Genomic DNA, 17751 nt, shown 5'->3' on the forward strand with positions numbered 1-17751 from the left:
AGAGACGGGGATCGGGGATATGGAAGTACAGGACTACCTGCGCGTAATGCAGACGCGTTGGCGGATCATCGCGTTGGCAACGCTCGTCGGTGTGCTCGTTGCTCTGGGCGCATCGCTCGTGGCGACGCCGATGTACCAGGCGTCGGCCAGGCTTTTCGTATCCACGTCCTCCGGGGCATCGGTCAACGAGGTGTACCAGGGCAACCTCTTCTCGCAGCAGCGTGTCGCGTCATACACCAAACTTTTGACCGGTACGACGCTCGCGCAGCGCACCCTCGACAAGCTCGACGTGCCGGGCATGACGGCCCCGCAACTGTCGAGCAAGGTCAAGGCGACGTCTACGCCCGACACCGTGCTGATCGACCTCAAGCTGACCGATGCCTCCCCGGAACGCGCCCGGGACCTGGCGAACGCCCTCGCCGACGAATTCGTGGTGATGGCAGACGGACTCGAGACGCTCGAGCCGGGCAAGCCGCCGATGGCGCGGGTCGTGGTGGAGCAGCACGCGACGACGCCCACCGACCCGGTGAGCCCCAGGACCAAGCGCAACCTGTTGCTCGGTTTCGCTGTCGGCCTCCTGGGCGGCATCGCGCTGGCGATCCTCCGCGACCGCCTGGACAACACGGTCAAGAGCCGTGAGGTGCTCGACGAGCTCGCCGGCGTCGGCCTGGTGGGCAGCGTGCCGTTCGACAAGGAGCGGGAACAGAAGGCTGCCATCGCTTTCCACGACGGGTATTCGGGCAGTGCGGAGGCGTTCCGGGAGCTGCGGACGAATCTGCAGTTCCTCGAGGTCGACAACCCGCCGCGCGTCATCTCGATCACCAGTTCGCTTCCGGGCGAGGGCAAGACGACGACGGCGATCAACCTGTCGCTCGCGATCGCCGAGGCCGGCTTCTCGGTGTGCCTGGTGGACGCGGATCTGCGCCGGCCCCGTGTTGCGAAGTACCTGGACTTGATCGGTTCGGTCGGTATGAGCACCGTCCTTGCGGGACAGGCAGACCTGGACGACGTCCTGCAGTCGACGTCGTTCGCCAACGTCTCTGTGCTGGCGTCGGGTCCGTTGCCGCCGAACCCGAGCGAGCTGCTGGGTTCGACGCACGCGGGGAAGCTGCTCGACGACCTGCGGTCGAAGTTCGACTTCGTCGTCATCGACGCGTCGCCGCTGTTGCCGGTGACGGACGCGGCCGTGCTGGCGGCGAAGGTCGACGGATCGCTGGTCGTGGTGCGGCACGGCAAGACGAAGCGCGATCAGGTGTCGCGCGCGATCGGCAACCTGCGCAGTGTCGGAGCCACCGTCCTCGGCACGATCCTGACCATGACCCCGTCCAAGGGCAAGGGCGCGTACGAGTACAAGTACTACTACGAGTCCGACGGAGCAAGCGTCCCCGAGTTGGAGAAGGCCGTCGAGCCTCCGACTCCCGTCCGCAGTTAGTCGAAGCGATCCCGGAGTCGGCCCGCTCGGCGATCAGTGCACCGATCGCCGAGCGGGACGCGGCTCGAGACGGTCGCCTAGATTCCCATGGACCGGGCGATCATCGGCCACGAGTTGTGCAGGTCGTCCTGCCAGTAGCCCCAGGTGTGGGTGCCGGTGGGCTTGAAGTCGAACGTGGCCGGGATCTTCAGGTCGGCGAGGCGGTACGCGAGGTTGTGGGTGCAGTAGTTGGTGACCAACTCGATCACACCGCCGCCCATCACACGCTCGGCGAGCACGGACGGATCACCGTCGATCCCGGGACCGTCGAGCGTCTCGTGCGGACCGGGTAGGCCGGAGGCACTGGTGATGTAGAGCTCTGTGCCGCGCAGCTTCTCGGCGTTGACGACAGGGTCGTTCTCGGCCCAGCCGGGTCCGTCGAGCGGTCCCCACATGTTGGAGATGTCGGCGCCACCGCGGATACCGGTGACCGCCTGAATGGCGTTCTGGCCGGCCCACGTGCTGGTCTCGGCGCAGCCGCTGTACGAGCCGACGCTCCTGTAGAAGCCGGGCTTGGCGATGGCGAGATTGAGCACCGAGGTCGCGGTCATCGAGATCGCTGCGATGGACTGCACCTCGTCGGTGCCGAACTCGGCGTCGACGACAGGTGGGAGTTCCTCGAGCAGGAACGTCTGCCACTTCTGACGGCCCAGCGTGGGGTCGTCCTTCTGCCAGTCGGTGTAGTAGCTGAACGCGCCCTCGAGCGGCGTGACGACGTTGACGTTCTTGTCCTCGAAGAAGTCCATGACGTCGGTCCTGCGCTGCCAGGTGGCCGAGTCCTCGCCGCCGCCTGCGCCGTTGAGCAGGTACAGCGTCGGTCGGGGTTGGCTGCGGTCGGCGGGGCGGATGACCTCGAGGGGGATGTCGCGGTCCATCGACGGCGAGTAGACCGAGATGGTGACCTTGCGGTCGGAGTTCTCGGTGCTGCTCACCAGGTGGGCGCCGGTGGCGTTCGCCGCGGCGGTGGTGCCGCTGGCGGCGGATGCGGCGGCCGGCACCGCGAGCAGCGAAGCGGCGGACACGACCACTGCAGCCGCGAGCACTCGGGCACGCTCGACCCGCGAACTCCTCATCTGAACGTCCTCCTGTGAAATTCGAATCATCACGCGCGATGCTGACGATGGGTGCCGGCGCCGGCCTCATCTCGGCGCGGCTTCAGCGGCAGCAGACTACCGGGCCGAAGAGTCGGAAATGTCCCGATTGGCAAGGTGGACGCAGCATTCACCCACCGATTCACTCCGCGTCTCACTCTGTGCCGGGTGTGCCGGGCGCCCTGCGGCAGGCTCAGCCGGTGATCGTGTCCTCCAGGCCCCACGCGGCGCGCATGCTGACGATCTTGCCGTCGTCGTCGAATTCCATGATGTCGATCGGCGCGAGCTGGATGGGTCTGGTCGCCCGCCTTGGTGGTCAGACGGAAGTTGAAGGCAGCGGTGTGGACGCGATGCGCAGCGTCAGGAGCCTGTGCCGTAGGTCGGCCCTGCGCTAGCGGCGCAGACGGGGAAGTAGGTCCAGAAGGGCCTTGTCGATCACATTGCCGACGTCCCCGAACACGGTCGCGCTCTGCCCGATCGGGTCGGGGACGTCGGCGATAACCGGGCGCGGGATGGTGCCGCGCGCGGCCGCGAGTTCGGCGACGGTGGCCGAACCGATCGTCGCCGCCAGGTGCGCGGCCTCGAGCAGCGTGAACGTCCGTTTGAACTGGCGGGGAGCGATCCGGAGAACCGCGTCTCGGTGCGACTCCGTCATCGCCAGGACCAGATCGGCGCCGCCCGCGATCGCCGGCGTGAGCCGTCGCGCGACGAAGCCGTCGGGGTCCCCGCCCAGCGTCGAAAGGATCTGTGCTGCCGTGGGTTCGAGACCCGATCCGACGACGGCCCGGGTGCCTGCGCTGGACGCGGTGAGATCGGCGGTGCCGGTGCGGGACGCCCAGGCGGCGGTGAGGCGTTCGGCGGTGGGGGAGCGACAGATGTTGCCGGTGCATACGAACAGCAGCTGCATACCGGTGAGTGTAGGCACTGCTGTATACACTCGGCTGGTCCTGTACGCGCCCCGGTTCGAGTATCGGCCCGGGAGCCCTCGATCGAAGGCGGCTCATGGGTGGGGTTCTCGGAATTTCGGTGGGGGCCGAATTCGTGCGGCTGGTGCGCTCCCAGCGTGCCGGTATCGCGGGGGTCTCGCCGACGTTCGAACGTCGGACGGTCGCCGTCGCCGGCCGCATCCCGGAGGAGGCCGCGGCGGATGCGGTCGGTGTGGCGCTGGCGGAAATGGCGGACTCGGGGGCGCCTGTCGGGGTGACCGTCGCATACGGCGACGAGGCGCAGGCCGCTGCGCTCGACGCGGCGATGCGCACCGCGGGGATCACGGACTTCCGGCTGATTCCGGAACCCACCGCCGCGCTCGAGCGACTGGGCAGCGACGGTCGGCTCGCGGGGGCCCGGACGATCGTGCTGTACGACCTGGGGCGCACCGGGCTGACCGTGAGCGTGGTCGACCGCTACACCGGCTCGGTGACGGCGTCCGAGCGCACGGACACTCTGCGATGCGATCGACTCGGACGACTGCCACGTGAAACATTCGGCATGGCCGCCCGGCCCGCGATCGAGGAGTCGGCCGAGCTGATCGGGGAGCTGGCGGCGCAGGTCGAGTTGCTGCCCGAGGCCGTGGTGCTGCTGGGCGGGGGCGCCTACATCCCCGAGGTGCGGGCGGTGCTCGCCGAGCGGTCGGCGGTGCCGATCGTGGTGCCCGAGCATCCGGAGTTCGTGGTGGCCGGCGGAGCGGCGCTTCTGGCCGCGCCGGTGACGAAGCCGCGACGGTCGACGCGGCCGGCCCACCGGGCGGTCTCCCGCCGGCAGGTGAGCGGGGCGGGTCTGGCGGGGGCCGCGCTCGTCGCCATCGCGGTCACCGGGTTCGGGCTCGGCTACGGCAAAACGGTTTTCGGGTCGGAGGCGGGGGCCTCGACGGAGACGTCGACCGCGAGCGTTCCGTCGATCGGTGTGAGGTCGTCGCAGGAGCCCACCACGCCACCGCCGCCGCCGTCGTCGGAACCGCCCGTCACCACCACGGAGGTTGCGCAGCAGCCGGCACCGGACCCCGGATACCGTGCGGTGCCGCCCCCCACGACCGCGCCGGCTCCGGCCCCGCTCTTCCCTGGCCTGGACATCCAGCTGCCCGCACTGCCCGCACTCCCGCAGGTTCAGCTGCCGCCGATGCCGGTCCTTCCCGGACTACCGCCGCTGCCGAAGCTCTGACAGCTCCGGTCAGCGGGCGTGACGTCCGCCGCGTCGTCGCTGCCCGGCCGGCACGCCGATCCGCGGACGGGCCAGCAGCGCCGCAATGGCGGTGGTGAGCGGAACGGAGAGGGCGAGCGCGATGCCACCCACCGACGCCCGCACGATCTCGATCGCGACCGCGTCGCCCGTCAGGACGTCGCCGAGGGAGCCACCCGCCACGGTGAAGAGGAGTAGCAGGGGAAGCGCGCCGCCGGCGTAGGCCAGCACGAGGGTGTAGACGGTGCTCGCGATGTGGTCGCGTCCCACCCGCATCGCCGACGCGAAGATGGTCCGGCGGGTGGCCGATTCGTCGATCGACGCGAGTTCGAACGCGGCCGACGCCTGCGTGATCGTGACGTCGTTCAGCACACCCAGCGAGCCGATGATGAAGCCGGCCAGCAGGAGTCCCGTGATGCTCACGTGCTGGATGTAGGCCTGCACGTCGGTGTTCTGTTCCTCCGACAGCCCGGTCAGGTGCGTCATGTCGATGGCGATCGTGGACAGCACCGCCGCCACGAGCATCGACGCGAGCGTCCCGAGCAGGGCGGAGCTCGTGCGCAGGTTCACTCCGTGAGCCAGGTACAGCACGGCGAAGAGGATCGCCGCGCCGGAGACGAGGGCGACGGGCATCGCGGGTTTGCCGTCCAGGAGAGCGGGGAGTGTGAACACGACCAGGACCCCGAACGCGATCACCAGCCCCAGCAGCGCGCGCACGCCGCGCCATCGGGCAACCGCGATGATCGCCACCGCGAACGCGGCGACGACGAGCGCCAACGGCAGCCCGCGTGAATAGTCGTTGAACGAATAGATCGGGGTTCCGGTCGAATCCGTCTGCCGGACAAGTCGAATGTGCTCGCCGAGGCTCAGTGCCGGCTGTCCGGGACCCGGGACGATCTCGAGAAGGGTTCGAGTCCCCGCGTTGGGTCCTGATTCGATGGCGACCACGCTGCGACGGCAGCTGATGTCACTACCCGTCGCCGCGGACGGCGCGGGTTCGCCCGAGAATGCCCGGCCCGCAGACGGACTGCCGCACGGCGCGATCTCCTGCGCGACGATCGTCCCGGCCTCGGTGGTGACGGCGCCGCCACCGGCGTTCTGGAACGGCAGCGGGATCTCGACCTGCTGTTTGTTCGGCCAGAGAATGACGGCTCCGACGACGACGGCGGTCGCGATCGCGACGAGGAGGCCCACGACGACACGTGCAGCGGTGGGGCCGACCGGGATCGGCCCATCGAAATGGCCGTGCCCGTGCCCGTGCCCGTGCCCGTGTCCGCGGACGCGGCTCGGATCCTGCTTACGATCGGTCGACAACTCGGATGTCATCGGATTGTCCTCCGCACCGGATCAGAGTAGTGGGCACGGAAAGGTAAGCGACGGTGGCGGGGAGCAGGGGGGGTCGTCCCCGCCACCGATAACCTCGTCGCCCAGGGGGGGGAGGGGCAGGACGAGGCGCTTACTGGCACACAATGGTGCCAAACGGTGAATCTACCCATATCGGAGCGATCATGCTGGATTGGGTCGGGATTCCGTGTCGCGTCTCACCCGTGACGTGATACGCGGCGGCTACTGCTTGTAGCTCGACAGGAAGTTTCCGAATCGCTCGATCGCGACCGCCAGATCACGCGCCCATGGCAGCGTCACGATGCGGAGGTGATCGTGGTCGGGCCAGTTGAAGCCGGTGCCCTGGACCATGAGGATCTTCTCCTGCAGCAACAGGTCCTGAACCAGCTTCTCGTCGTCGTGGATCTCGTAGACGTTCGGATCCAGGCGCGGGAACGCGTAGAGCGCGCCGCGCGGCTTGACGCACGAGACACCGGGAATCATGTTGAGCCGTTCCCAGGCGATGTCGCGCTGCTCGAGCAGGCGGCCACCGGGCAGGACCAGATCCTCGATGCTCTGGTGCCCGCCGAGCGCCACCTGGATGGCGTGCTGGCCGGGGACGTTCGGGCACAGGCGGGTGGACGCGAGCAGGTCGAGGCCTTCGAGGAAGCCGGCCGCGTGGTCCTTGGGTCCGGTGATGGCGACCCAGCCGGAGCGGTAGCCGGCGACCCGGTACGCCTTCGACAGGCCGTTGAACGTGAGGCACAACAGGTCGGGCGCGAGCGAGGCCAGCGAGATGTGCTTGGCGTCGTCGTAGAGGATCTTGTCGTAGATCTCGTCCGCCAGCAGCAGCAGCTGGTGCTTGCGCGCGAGGTCGACGAGCTGCGAGAGCACCTCCGCCGAGTACACGGCACCCGTCGGGTTGTTCGGGTTGATGACCAGCAGCGCCTTGGTCTTGTCGGTGATCTTGGACTCGATGTCCGCGATGTCCGGGTTCCAGTCGTTCTGCTCGTCGCACAGGTAGTGCACCGGGGTGCCGCCCGACAGGCTCGTCATCGCGGTCCACAGCGGGTAGTCCGGCGCGGGGATGAGCACCTCGTCGCCGTCGTCGAGCAGCGCCTGCATCGTCATCGTGATGAGCTCGGAGACGCCGTTGCCGAGGTAGATGTCGTCGACGTCGAGTTCGGGGAACCCGGGCACCAGCTCGTACCGCGTGACGATCGCGCGACGGGCCGACAGGATGCCCTTGGACTCCGAATAGCCCTGCGCATAGGGCAGGGCCGCGATCATGTCGCGCATGATCACATCGGGCGCCTCGAACCCGAACGGGGCGGGATTGCCGATGTTGAGCTTGAGGATCCGATGCCCCTCGGCCTCCAGGCGCGCCGCGTGCGCGTGCACCGGCCCCCGGATCTCGTACAGCACGTTCTGCAGTTTGGTGGACTGCTCGAGAGCGCGCTGCGGCCGATGATGGCGGACGGAATCTGGAGTGCTCACGCAACCATGATTCCACTCGGGCGCAAACGGAAATCGCTCGCCTTGCGGCCGGCGCCCCGGTCGGCGCCCGCCCGGACTGGTATAGGTCCAGCTAGAGCGCCGATTCGGGCGCCCGGCTGGGGTGCCGCGGGCGCCAGGTCGGCGGCGCCGGCTGTGGCGCACGGCGCTCGGCTCAGGAGGCCGACCAGGACCGGCAGCGGAGGTCGCGCACCGCGACCACGGGGCCCGACGGGCGCATCGACCGATACTGCGGATACTTCGCGACCAGCGCATCGACCGCGCGTCGGCCCTCGTCGTCCTCCGGGGAGATCACCTGTGCCGCCCCGTCGACCCGCAGCCACCACAGGCGGGTCCAGTCGTCGTCGTAGTGGTCCACGAGCAGGCTGACGCGGCCCGTCGCGGCGATGTTCGCGAGGCGCCTCAGCCGCCGCGTGGTCTTGGGCTTGTCGTCGACCGCGGTGTAGATCGTGTCGCCGACGACCACGAAGACCACCGGGACCAGGTGCGGATCGCCGTCCGCCGACACCGTCGCCATCCGCGCGACGGGGGCGTCGGCGAATCGCTGCGGCACGCGCGCGTCCATGGGGAAACAGTACGTCGACGAGGGGTGTCCGTGGCTAGGGTGTCCTGCATGACGAACGCTGCTCCAGCCGTCGCACCCTACGGCTCGTGGATCTCGCCGATCACCGCCACCGACCTAGCCGCAAGCGGTCACCCGGTCGAGGGTGCGCGCTTCGTCGCCGGTCAGGCGTGGTGGTCGGAACAGCGCCCCACCGAGGGCGGCCGGACTGCGATCCGGTGCCTCGGCCCGGACGGCGGACCCGTCGACGTCCTGCCGCTGCCGTGGAACGCGCGCACCCGCGTCCACGAGTACGGCGGCGGCGCGTGGACGGTGACCGACGGTGCGGTCCTGGTGTTCGCCGAGTTCAGCGATCAGCGCTTGTATCGGTTCGACGCGTCCGTCGACGCCGCACCCGTTCCGCTCACGCCGATCCCGTTGGCGGCGACTGCGATTCGCTACGCCGACCTCCGCGTCGTCGGGCGCGACGTGTGGTGCGTCCGTGAGCGTCACGCCGGTGTCGAGGTGACCCGCGACATCTGCGTGGTCCCGCTCGACGGTTCGGGCGCCGACGACCCGTCCGCGATCCGCTCGGTGGTCGGCGGCTCCGACTTCCTGGCCTACCCGCGGCTCTCGCCGGACGGGGCCCGGCTCGCATGGATCGCGTGGAACCATCCACAGATGCCCTGGGACGGAACCGAACTGCGGGTCCTCACCCTCGGCACTGGGGCCGTGGAGACGCTGCTCGGTAACCCCGACGAGTCGGTGCTCCAACCCGAGTGGGTCGACTCGTCGACGCTGCACGTGATCAGCGACCGCAGCGGTTGGTGGAACCTCTACCGCGTCTCGGTGGACGACGGTGTCGTGGAACCGATCTGCCCGATCGATGCCGACTTCGGCGCCCCGCTGTGGCAGCTCGGGGCCCGCTGGTACGCCGCGCTCGGCGACGGCACCCTGCTGACCACCCGGACGGTCGGTACCGACACCCTGGCGATCCTCGACCCGGGCACCGGCACGCTGCGCGACGTCGAGCTCGAGGGCATCTCGTCCGTGCAGATCTGCGACGTGGACGGCCGACGGATCCTGTTGCGCTGCGGCGGCGCTCGCGTCGCGTCCGGGTTGCGGACGCTCGACCTCGACACCGGGACGCTCACCGACGTGCGGCTGGCCGTCGACGACCTGCCCGACGTCGCGTACCTCCCCGAGGCGCGGGCCCTCACCTTCGCCGGGCCGCAGCGCGAGGTCCATGCGATCGTCTACCCGCCCCGCAACCCCGACTACCGCGCCCCCGACGGCGAACTCCCGCCGTACATCGCGTTCGTGCACGGCGGGCCGACCGCGCACGTCGCGCCCGCGGTGAACCTCGTGAACGCGTTCTTCACGAGCCGCGGCATCGGTGTCGTCGACGTCAACTACGGCGGCTCCAGTGGATACGGACGCGAGTACCGCAACCGGCTGCGCGGACAGTGGGGCGTGGTCGACGTCGAGGACACCGTCGCCGCCGTGCGTGGTCTCGTCGACGCCGGGCTCGCCGACCCGAATCGTCTTGCCATCGAGGGCGGTTCGGCCGGCGGCTGGACCGTGTTGTCGGCGCTGACGACGTCGGACGTGTTCGCGTGCGGCGTCTCGTACTACGGCGTGGCCGAACTGGTCGAGTTCGTCAAGGAGACACACGATTTCGAATCCCGGTACATCGACGGGCTGATCGGTCCGCTGCCCGAGTCCGCCGACCTGTACGCGCGGCGGGCGCCCGTGAACAACGTCGACGGCCTGTCCTGCCCGGTGCTGCTGCTCCAGGGGTTGTCCGATCCGATCGTCCCGCCGTCGCAGGCGGAGCGGTTCCGCGCCGCCCTCGTGCACAAGCGGATCCCGCACGCCTACCTCGCGTACCAGGGCGAAGCTCACGGATTCCGCCGCGTCGAGACGATCGTCAACGCCCGCGAGGCGGAACTGTCGTTCTACGGGCAGGTCCTGGGATTCGAGACGCCCGGCATCCCGCGGTTGGAGCTGTCGCGGCCGTAGCGGTTGCGTTGGAGTGCACTCCAACGCCTACCGTCGGGACCCATGACGGCAGGGCTGGGAATCGCAGAGGTGTCCGAGGCGACGGGCCTGACACAGGACACACTGCGCTGGTACGAACGCGAGGGGCTCATCCCGCGTGTCGAGCGCGGCAGCGACCGGCGTCGCATCTACGACGACGCCTCGGTGCGCATGATCGAACTCATCGTCCGGCTGCGCCGGACCGGGATGCCCGTCGCCGAGATCCGGTCCTTCCTCGCGATGTACGAAGAGGGGGCCGCGAGTCACGGCCGACGCATGACGATGCTGCGTGAGCACCGCGAACGGGTGCTCGGCCAGCTGGCCCAACTCCGTCAGGATCTCGGCGCGCTCGACGCCAAGATCGAGCACTACCGCGACCTCGTCGAACGCGGACTCGATTGCGAGAACAGGCCGATCGCCGACGAGGCGGTCCGGCTGAGGCAACGGCAGACATGAGGGGAACTGACATGACGACACCGAGCATCGAACTCGGTCACGGACTGCGGGTGAGCACGATCGGCCTGGGCGGCATGGCCCTGAGCCACGTCTACGGACCGACCGACCTGGAGCAGGCGGTGCGGACGCTGCACCACGCGATCGACGTCGGCGTCACCTTCGTCGACACCGCCGACGTCTACGGCACACCGCGCCCGGGCACCGTCGGGCCCGCGGGCACGAACGAAGAACTCGTCGCGCAGGTGCTGCGCACCCGTCGCGGGGAGGTACAGCTGGCCACCAAGTTCGGCATCAGCGGTGTGATCGGCGAAGACGGTGGCGGCACACCGACCCGCGGCGACCGGGACTACGTCCGGTCGGCCTGCGAGGCGTCGCTGCGGCGGCTGGGGACCGACGTGATCGACCTCTACTACATGCACCGGCGGGAGATCGGTCGTCCGATCGAGGAGACCGTCGGGGCGATGGCCGAGCTGGTCCGCGAGGGAAAGGTGCGGCACCTCGGGCTGTCGGAGGTGACCGGTGACGAGCTCCGGGCGGCCGCGGCGGTGCATCCGATCACCGCCGTCCAGAGCGAGTGGAGCCTCTGGTCGCGCGACGTCGAACGGCACGTCGTGCCCGCGGCGATCGAGGTCGGCGCCGGATTCGTCCCCTACTCGCCGCTCGGGCGCGGGTTCCTGACCGGAACACTCACCCGCGAGGCGGTGTCCGGCTCGATCCTCCAGGGACAGCACCGGTTCGATGAGCACTTCGACGCGAACCAGGTGGTCGTGGAGCACGTCCGCGCGGTCGCCGCGGAGGTCGGCGCCACACCGGCGCAGGTCGCCCTCGCCTGGTTGCTCGCGCAGGGCGCGCGCTTGGGTGTGCCGCTCGCACCGATTCCGGGAACCCGTCGCAGCAGTCGAGTCGACGAGAACGCGGCGGCGGCGTCGCTGGAACTGTCGGCGTCCCAACTAGAGCGGCTCGACCGCGTCGCCGACCTGGTCACCGGCGGGCGCAACCTCACCTTCAACGGCCCCTCATGGATCTCCTCGGGACGGGAGTGACGGTCACGCCTGCGGCGTGTGCTCGACGTATCTGCGCGGCGTGGAGGTCCACGTTCGGCATCGTGCCGTCGTCGCGGCGACGTGGGCGTCGTTCGTGCCGGTTCGGAGGCGGGGCGGGGGACATCCGCGGACCTGTCGATCGTTCGAGAACACAGCTGTTTTCTCGAGCTCACACACGTTCTGCATAGCGAATTCGTGTGTGCTGCGGAGAAAGGACGTGTGGCGTCGGGGGAGTGCACAGACGACTGCGCCCCCACCGTGGACGGTGGGGGCGCAGTCGTGTGTTCCTACTTCTTGCGGCCCGGTGCCTTGGCGCCGGACTTGAAGCCCAGCGCGCCAGGCTTGGCCTGCGGCGGAGGCGGCGTCGATGCCGCCTGCTCGGGCGCCGGAGCCTCGGCCGGTGCGGCCTCGGCCTGCGGCTCAGGCTCTGCGGCGGGCACGGCAGCCGGAGCGGCCGGTGCCGGAGCAGCGGCGGCGGCGGCGGGGGCGGCCTTGCGGGCGCCCGGTGCCTTCGCCCCGGTCTTGAAGCCCAGTCCGCCCGGCTTTGCCTGCGGTGCAGGCTTGGCCTCGGCGGTCGGTGCTGCCGGTGCGGCCGGAGCCGCGGGTGCCTCTGCGGCCGGTGCCTCGGCAACCGGAGCGGCGGGTGCCGGTGCGGCAGCCTTGGCGCCGGGAGCCTTCGCGGCACCCTTCATCTGCAGGCCCTTGCCACCCGGAGCCTTCGCTCCGCCCTTCATCGCGAGTCCGCCGGGCTTGGCGGTCGGTGCGGCGGGAGCAGCCGGCGCCTCCGCAGCCGGAGCTGCGGCGGCTTCAGCGGCGGGTGCCGGTGCGGCGGCCTTCGCGCCGGGAGCCTTCGCGGCACCCTTCATCTGCAGGCCCTTGCCACCCGGAGCCTTGGCCCCGCCCTTCATCCCGAGTCCGCCCGGCTTGGCGACCGGAGCGGCCGGTGCCTCGGCAGCGGGGGCAGCAGCCTCGGCGGCCGGTGCGGCGGCCTCGACCTTCGCACCCGGAGCCTTCGCGGCGCCCTTCATTTGCAGGCCCTTGCCGCCCGGAGCCTTCGCGCCGGGGGCCTTGGCCAGGCCCTTCATCTGCAGGCCCTTGCCGGCGGCCGGCGCAGCGGCGGCCGCGACGGGTGCGGCCTCCGCAACCGGAGCGGCCTCGGCCTCGGGCTCGGCGACGGGTGCGGCTGCCGCCGCAGTCTCGGCCACTGCCGGTGCGGCGGCCGGAACCTTCTCGCGCTGCTCGACCTTGAGGTTCGCGGTCAGCTGCGTGGGATCGAGACGCGTGACGGACTCGAGCATCATCTGCGCGACGTCGACGACCTCGACACCCTCGCCCTGGCCCTGCTCCTGACGGGCGGTGACGCCGTCGGTGAGCATGACGCGGCAGAACGGGCAGCCGGTCGCGATCTTCTTCGGCGAGGTCGTGAGGGCCTCGTCGACGCGATCGATGTTGATGCGCTTACCGAGCTGCTCCTCCATCCACATGCGGGCACCACCGGCGCCACAGCACATGGACCGCTCGCCGTGACGCGGCATCTCCTTGAGCTTCGCGCCCGACGCCTCCATCAGTTCACGCGGAGCGTCGTACACCTTGTTGTGACGGCCCAGGTAGCACGGGTCGTGGTAGGTGACGTCCTCGTCGAGCTTGGAGACGGGGACGAGCTTCTTGGCGCGCACCAGGCGGTTGAGCAGCTGCGTGTGGTGGACCACCTCGTAGACGCCGCCGACCTGCGGGTACTCGTTGCCGAGTGCATTGAAGCAGTGCGCACACGTGACGACGATCTTGCGCTTGTTGTCCGGGGTGCCGTCGAACACCGTGTTCAGCAGCTCGATGTTCTGCATCGCGAGCTGCTGGAACAGGAACTCGTTGCCCGCACGGCGAGCCGAGTCGCCGGTGCAGGTCTCCTCGGCGCCGAGGACCATGAACTTCACGCCGGCGGTCGCGAGCAGCTCGGCGACGGCCTTGGTGGTCTTCTTCGCGCGGTCCTCGTAGGCCCCGGCACAGCCGACCCAGAACAGGTACTCGTAGTCCTCGAAGGAATCGGCGTCCTGGCCGTAGACCGGGATCTCGAAGTCCATCTCGTTGATCCAGTTGAGCCGGTCCTTGGAGTTCTGGCCCCAGGGGTTGCCCTTGTTCTCGAGGTTCTTGAACAGACCCGCGAGCTCGGACGGGAACTCCGACTCGATCAACACCTGGTAGCGGCGCATGTCGATGATGTGGTCGACGTGCTCGATGTCCACCGGGCACTGCTCGACGCACGCGCCACACGTGGTGCAGGACCACAGCGTCTCGGGGTCGATGATGCCGCCGAGCTCGCCCTCGACGGACTCGCCGACGAGCGGACGCTCGGCCTCGGCACGGGCCGCTTCGGGAATCGCGGCGAGCTTGTTCTCGAGGACGTTGCCCTCGGCGTCGACCAGGCCGATCTCGTCGCCGCCCATGTCCTTGCGGCCGCCGGCGAGCAGGTAGGGCGCCTTGGCGTAGCCGTGGTCGCGCAGCGACATGATGAGCAGCTTCGGCGACAGCGGCTTGCCGGTGTTCCACGCGGGGCACTGCGACTGGCAGCGGCCGCACTCGGTGCAGGTGGTGAAGTCCAGCCAGCCCTTCCACGAGAAGTCCTCGATCCGGCCGGCACCGAGGGTGTCGGTGTCGGGGTCGACGTTCTCCATGTCGAGGGCACGGCCCTTGGACATCATGGGCTTGGCGGCACCGAGGGCGACGCCGCCGTCGTCCTCACGCTTGAAGTAGATGTTCGGGAACGCCGAGAAGCGGTGCCAGGCGACGCCCCAGGTGATGTTGCGGCCGACCACGAACAGCCAGATCATGCCGGACATCAGCTTGACGAACGCGAAGACCGAGACCATGACCGCGCTGGCCGGCAGCAGCTTGGCGACGTTCATGGTGAAGAAGTCGGTCCACGGGTTGGCGTGCCCGTAGGTGGCGATCTTGCCCGACTTCACCATGATCATGCCCAGGCCCTCGATGAGGACGACGATCTCGACGAAGTACGCGGGGCCGAACTTGGAGCCGCCGAAACGGGACAGCCGTTCGGGAATCCGCGGGTGGTTGAGCTGGCGGATCACGATCAGCGTCAGGATGCCGACGACCGTGCCGATGCCCAGGATCTCGTCCCACAGATGCCAGACCCACGTGTTACCGAACAGCGGCCAGTGGAACTCCGGATTGAAGGTCTGGCCGTAGGCCTCGAACCACAGCAGCGCGCCGCCGAGGAAGCCGATCATCACGAGCCAGTGCGCCCAGCCCACGGTGCGGAACTTCTGCATCCGGGTGTGCGCGATGAACTCGACGATCATCTGCTTGAAGCGCGGGAAGAACGGGCGCCAGCGGTCGGGCGCGGACTGCCCGATCTGCACGGTCTTCGCCATCCGCCAGGCCCCACTGAGGAATGAGGCCCAACAGACAAGGCTCAGCAGTGCGCCGACGGTGCCCAACGTAATCGTCAGGGCATTCATGTCGAAGCCTTTCGTTTCGGGGCAGCACACGTGCCGCCTGTGGGTCAGCCCACAGATCCTAACCGCTCACAAGTTACTAGCCGGTAACCTGGTGCATCTACCAACCGGTAACATAGCGCGAAGCGTCGTTTCCTGCATCTTCGGCTCCCGGTTGCGGCACGGTCGGTGTCGCAAGGGGCTCCGATGCGGGGTCGCGAGGGAGGGCTGAACCTCGCGAGTCGGGTCGTATTCAGTTAACGGTATGCGGTGCTGGTGTGACTGCTGTCGCGTAGGTAGGCCTAACCTGCCCCGGGCGCGGGGATTCATTCTCGAATTGGACATTAGTTCATAAATGCATTTGAAATGAATTGGTGACAATTCCGAGTTCTGCTGCGATATGCTTCGCCCCGAATCGGAGCTTTTGCCGAGATCGTTCGTGCAGGTAGGGGAAGCCTCGGCGCTTCGGATCGCTCGGACAACATTCGGTCGGGGGGCCATTCGTGGCAGTCACAGAACGGAATGACAGCCTTATGAAGCTCACGAAATTCGCCGCTACATCCGCGCTGGTTATCGCCGCAATGGGGGTTGGCGCCGGCACCGCGTACGCAGATCCCGCTCCCTCCGCCGACGCGGTCGGCTACACGGCCCACGTCGACGGGCGTTCGGTTGTCACGGTGCTCGACGCCGGTGGATTCCGGGTCACGTCGGATGGCAAGTTCGTCGAGATTCAGAACGCCGCCGGCACGGTATTGCAGGCGCTGCCGCTGTCGTATCGGCTCGGCGACCGCGAGTTCTCGATCGCGCCGCTCGTCGAGGGGCGCACGCTGACGCTGACGCCCGAGACCGGCCCCGCCAAGGCGAAGCCGGCGGACGTGGCGCAGCCCTTCATAGGGCCGACGAACATCGCCGCACTGGGGGACAACCTCGCGGTTTTCGACAAGTTGGCCGAAGGTCTCACCAGTGCGGTCACCGTGGGCAGCCTGATCGGAACGCTCGTCGGCGCCGTCATCGGGTGTGTGGCCGCCGGCTCGACCATTGCGGCGTGCCCGGCCGCGATTGCAACCGGTGCCGGTGTGGGTGGCGTCGTCGGCACGATCGTCGCCGGCGTTCCCGTCCTCGCCTACAACGGGTGGCAGGTGTACCAGACACTCAACGCCGCGCCGGCGGCACCGGCGCCCGCCGACGGATGAGCTGACAGTCCCCGGACGGAGAACGGGCCCGCTTCCTCGAGGAAGCGGGCCCGTTCTCGTTATCGGATCGGTTTACGATGTCCGGAGCTTCAGTCCGGGGTTCTGCCGCAGGATCGTGTTGATCGGGGTGGCGAACAGTTCCGGGGCACTGCCCGTGACGGACCCGACGAAGTTCGCAACGGAGCACGCGCCCATGTCGCCGACGTTCGATGCGCTCGAGATGCCGAGGGCGAGGGTGCCGGTGACGATGGTGCCGCCGCTGTCACCCTGCAGCGCGCACAGGTTGGTGGCGAAGCCGTCGTTGAGCACCCGCTGGCCGACGGGAACGGTCTGGTTGGTGGCGGTCACGACGCCGCAGTTGAAGCCCGAGGTGTTGCCGGCCTTGCACACGGGCGCACCGACGACGGGGTCGGCGGTGCCGGTGATGCCGAGCGGTGCGGCGCCCGGGACCCGGACACCGTTGTTCGCGAAGCGCGGGCCGGCTTCCGGTGTGGGCCGGATGATCGAGTAGTCGTACCCGTCGAGACTGGTCTTCTCGAAGGTACCGATCATCGGTCCGGACAGCTCGCCCACCATGGCGTACGCCTTGGAGGCGTTCTCGGTGCCGGCGAAGGTTCGGTTGGGGTCGCAGTGGCCCGCGCTGATGTTGACCGGTGCGCCGTTGCCGTCGGTTGCGTTGAACCCGAGCGAGCAGCGCAGGCCCATCCCGCCACCGACCGCGGCGTACGGGTCGCCACCGAGGAAGGCGTCGGCCGCGTAGTACGCGGACTCGGGGCCCTGGGCCACGGGCTGCAGCGGTGCGAGAGCGGGGCCGAGCACGAGGCGGGCGGCGCCCTGGAGGAACGGCGGCAGCAGGTCGAGCAGGTCGCCCGCGGTGTCGTCGGCCCGCAGGATCACGTTGTTGGTGGTGATGTCGATGGCGACGCCCCGCACGAGCTTCCCGATCTCCGGGGGCAGGGTGCCGATCCAGTCGCTCAGTGCGGTGCGGGCGGATTCGAGCTGGCTCTGACTCCGCTCGACATCCTTGCCCGTGAACCCGGCCTTCTCGACGGCTGCCCGGGCTGCGTCACGGTCCTTCCCTGCGAGTCCGACGATCGGCGTTCCCGACTGGTCGATCCACGCGCCCGCGAAAGTGTCGGGGAACTGGACGCGCGCGATCTCCGCGAACTCCGCCAGTTTCTGGCCCAGCTCCGACCGCTCCAGGTACTGGTCGGGCGAGAGCTGCAGATCACGCTGCAGCGCTTCGACGAGCTCGATCGGCAGATGTGCCGCCTGGTCGGAGACTCCCGACGGGGGTACTACGGGTTCGGCCTGCGCGACTGCCGTCAGGGGGCCGAGGAGCAGGAGCGCGGTAGAGCCGAACACCGCGGCACGACGTGCGAGCGAGCTTCGCATGAGGGCCTTTCTATTGTCCGCCCTGCGCCCGTGGACCCCGAGGCGCGCAGAGAGGAGCA

General features: G+C 69.0%; 14 protein-coding genes. 7 read left to right on the top strand and 7 right to left on the bottom strand.

Annotation, left to right across the window (positions count from 1 at the left end; genetic code table 11):
* Nucleotides 1–19 precede the first annotated feature (19 nt).
* A complete protein-coding gene (locus ABI214_RS17795; RefSeq protein ID WP_348603836.1) occupies nucleotides 20–1432 on the top strand; it encodes a polysaccharide biosynthesis tyrosine autokinase in 1413 nt (470 codons plus the stop codon).
* A gap of 77 nt (nucleotides 1433–1509) precedes the next feature.
* Here the strand turns inward: ABI214_RS17795 and ABI214_RS17800 are convergent, their stop codons facing one another.
* Nucleotides 1510–2544 carry an alpha/beta hydrolase gene (locus ABI214_RS17800; RefSeq protein WP_348603837.1) on the bottom strand — a complete coding sequence of 345 codons (1035 nt, stop codon included), beginning with the start codon at nucleotides 2542–2544 and terminating at the stop codon, nucleotides 1510–1512.
* A gap of 14 nt (nucleotides 2545–2558) precedes the next feature.
* On the opposite strand from ABI214_RS17800, the gene ABI214_RS17805 reads away from it, so the two are divergent.
* The gene (locus tag ABI214_RS17805; RefSeq protein WP_348603838.1) at nucleotides 2559–2957 is read left to right on the top strand and encodes a hypothetical protein; all 399 of its coding nucleotides are present in this window, start codon (nucleotides 2559–2561) and stop codon (nucleotides 2955–2957) included.
* On the opposite strand, the gene ABI214_RS17810 is transcribed toward ABI214_RS17805, so the two are convergent.
* Nucleotides 2954–3469: a low molecular weight phosphatase family protein gene (locus ABI214_RS17810; RefSeq protein WP_348603839.1), complete on the bottom strand. Its 516-nt coding sequence runs from the start codon at nucleotides 3467–3469 to the stop codon at nucleotides 2954–2956. The two genes, ABI214_RS17805 and ABI214_RS17810, sit on opposite strands and share 4 nt — an antisense overlap.
* 95 nt (nucleotides 3470–3564) lie before the next feature.
* Between ABI214_RS17810 and ABI214_RS17815 the strand changes: the two genes are divergently transcribed.
* Nucleotides 3565–4719 carry an Hsp70 family protein gene (locus ABI214_RS17815; protein WP_348603840.1) on the top strand — a complete coding sequence of 385 codons (1155 nt, stop codon included), beginning with the start codon at nucleotides 3565–3567 and terminating at the stop codon, nucleotides 4717–4719.
* Nucleotides 4720–4728: 9 nt separating this feature from the next.
* Here ABI214_RS17815 and ABI214_RS17820 read toward each other — a convergent pair whose 3' ends face one another.
* The 3 genes from ABI214_RS17820 to ABI214_RS17830 all read right to left on the bottom strand — a co-directional run bounded on the left by ABI214_RS17820 (nucleotide 4729) and on the right by ABI214_RS17830 (nucleotide 8140).
* Nucleotides 4729–6063, bottom strand: a complete 1335-nt coding sequence (locus ABI214_RS17820) for a YibE/F family protein (protein WP_348603841.1) — start codon at nucleotides 6061–6063, stop codon at nucleotides 4729–4731.
* Between the two features lie 240 nt (nucleotides 6064–6303).
* Nucleotides 6304–7557 carry a pyridoxal phosphate-dependent aminotransferase gene (locus ABI214_RS17825; RefSeq protein ID WP_348603842.1) on the bottom strand — a complete coding sequence of 418 codons (1254 nt, stop codon included), beginning with the start codon at nucleotides 7555–7557 and terminating at the stop codon, nucleotides 6304–6306.
* A gap of 172 nt (nucleotides 7558–7729) precedes the next feature.
* Nucleotides 7730–8140 carry a TIGR03668 family PPOX class F420-dependent oxidoreductase gene (locus ABI214_RS17830; protein ID WP_348603843.1) on the bottom strand — a complete coding sequence of 137 codons (411 nt, stop codon included), beginning with the start codon at nucleotides 8138–8140 and terminating at the stop codon, nucleotides 7730–7732.
* A gap of 48 nt (nucleotides 8141–8188) precedes the next feature.
* Here ABI214_RS17830 and ABI214_RS17835 point away from each other — a divergent pair, with 48 nt between their 5' ends.
* From ABI214_RS17835 to ABI214_RS17845, 3 genes are read left to right on the top strand one after another with little or no spacing between them, the layout of a single operon-like run.
* The gene (locus ABI214_RS17835) at nucleotides 8189–10138 is read left to right on the top strand and encodes a prolyl oligopeptidase family serine peptidase (protein WP_348603844.1); all 1950 of its coding nucleotides are present in this window, start codon (nucleotides 8189–8191) and stop codon (nucleotides 10136–10138) included.
* 42 nt (nucleotides 10139–10180) lie between these two features.
* Complete coding sequence (locus tag ABI214_RS17840; RefSeq protein WP_348603845.1) at nucleotides 10181–10612, top strand: MerR family transcriptional regulator; 432 nt, start codon at nucleotides 10181–10183, stop codon at nucleotides 10610–10612.
* Nucleotides 10613–10623: 11 nt separating this feature from the next.
* Nucleotides 10624–11655, top strand: coding sequence for an aldo/keto reductase (locus tag ABI214_RS17845; RefSeq protein ID WP_348603846.1), 1032 nt, complete (start codon nucleotides 10624–10626; stop codon nucleotides 11653–11655).
* Nucleotides 11656–11942: 287 nt separating this feature from the next.
* On the opposite strand, the gene ABI214_RS17850 is transcribed toward ABI214_RS17845, so the two are convergent.
* The gene (locus ABI214_RS17850; protein ID WP_348603847.1) at nucleotides 11943–15128 is read right to left on the bottom strand and encodes a (Fe-S)-binding protein; all 3186 of its coding nucleotides are present in this window, start codon (nucleotides 15126–15128) and stop codon (nucleotides 11943–11945) included.
* A 509-nt stretch (nucleotides 15129–15637) separates the two neighbouring features.
* Between ABI214_RS17850 and ABI214_RS17855 the strand changes: the two genes are divergently transcribed.
* Nucleotides 15638–16297, top strand: a complete 660-nt coding sequence (locus ABI214_RS17855) for a hypothetical protein (RefSeq protein WP_348603848.1) — start codon at nucleotides 15638–15640, stop codon at nucleotides 16295–16297.
* A 72-nt stretch (nucleotides 16298–16369) separates the two neighbouring features.
* Here ABI214_RS17855 and ABI214_RS17860 read toward each other — a convergent pair whose 3' ends face one another.
* Entirely contained in the window at nucleotides 16370–17692 is a 1323-nt protein-coding gene (locus tag ABI214_RS17860; RefSeq protein WP_348603849.1) for a S1 family peptidase, read from the bottom strand.
* Nucleotides 17693–17751: the final 59 nt, after the last annotated feature.

It is taken from the genome of Prescottella soli, from assembly GCF_040024445.1.
Classification (GTDB): Bacteria; Actinomycetota; Actinomycetes; order Mycobacteriales; family Mycobacteriaceae; genus Prescottella; species Prescottella soli.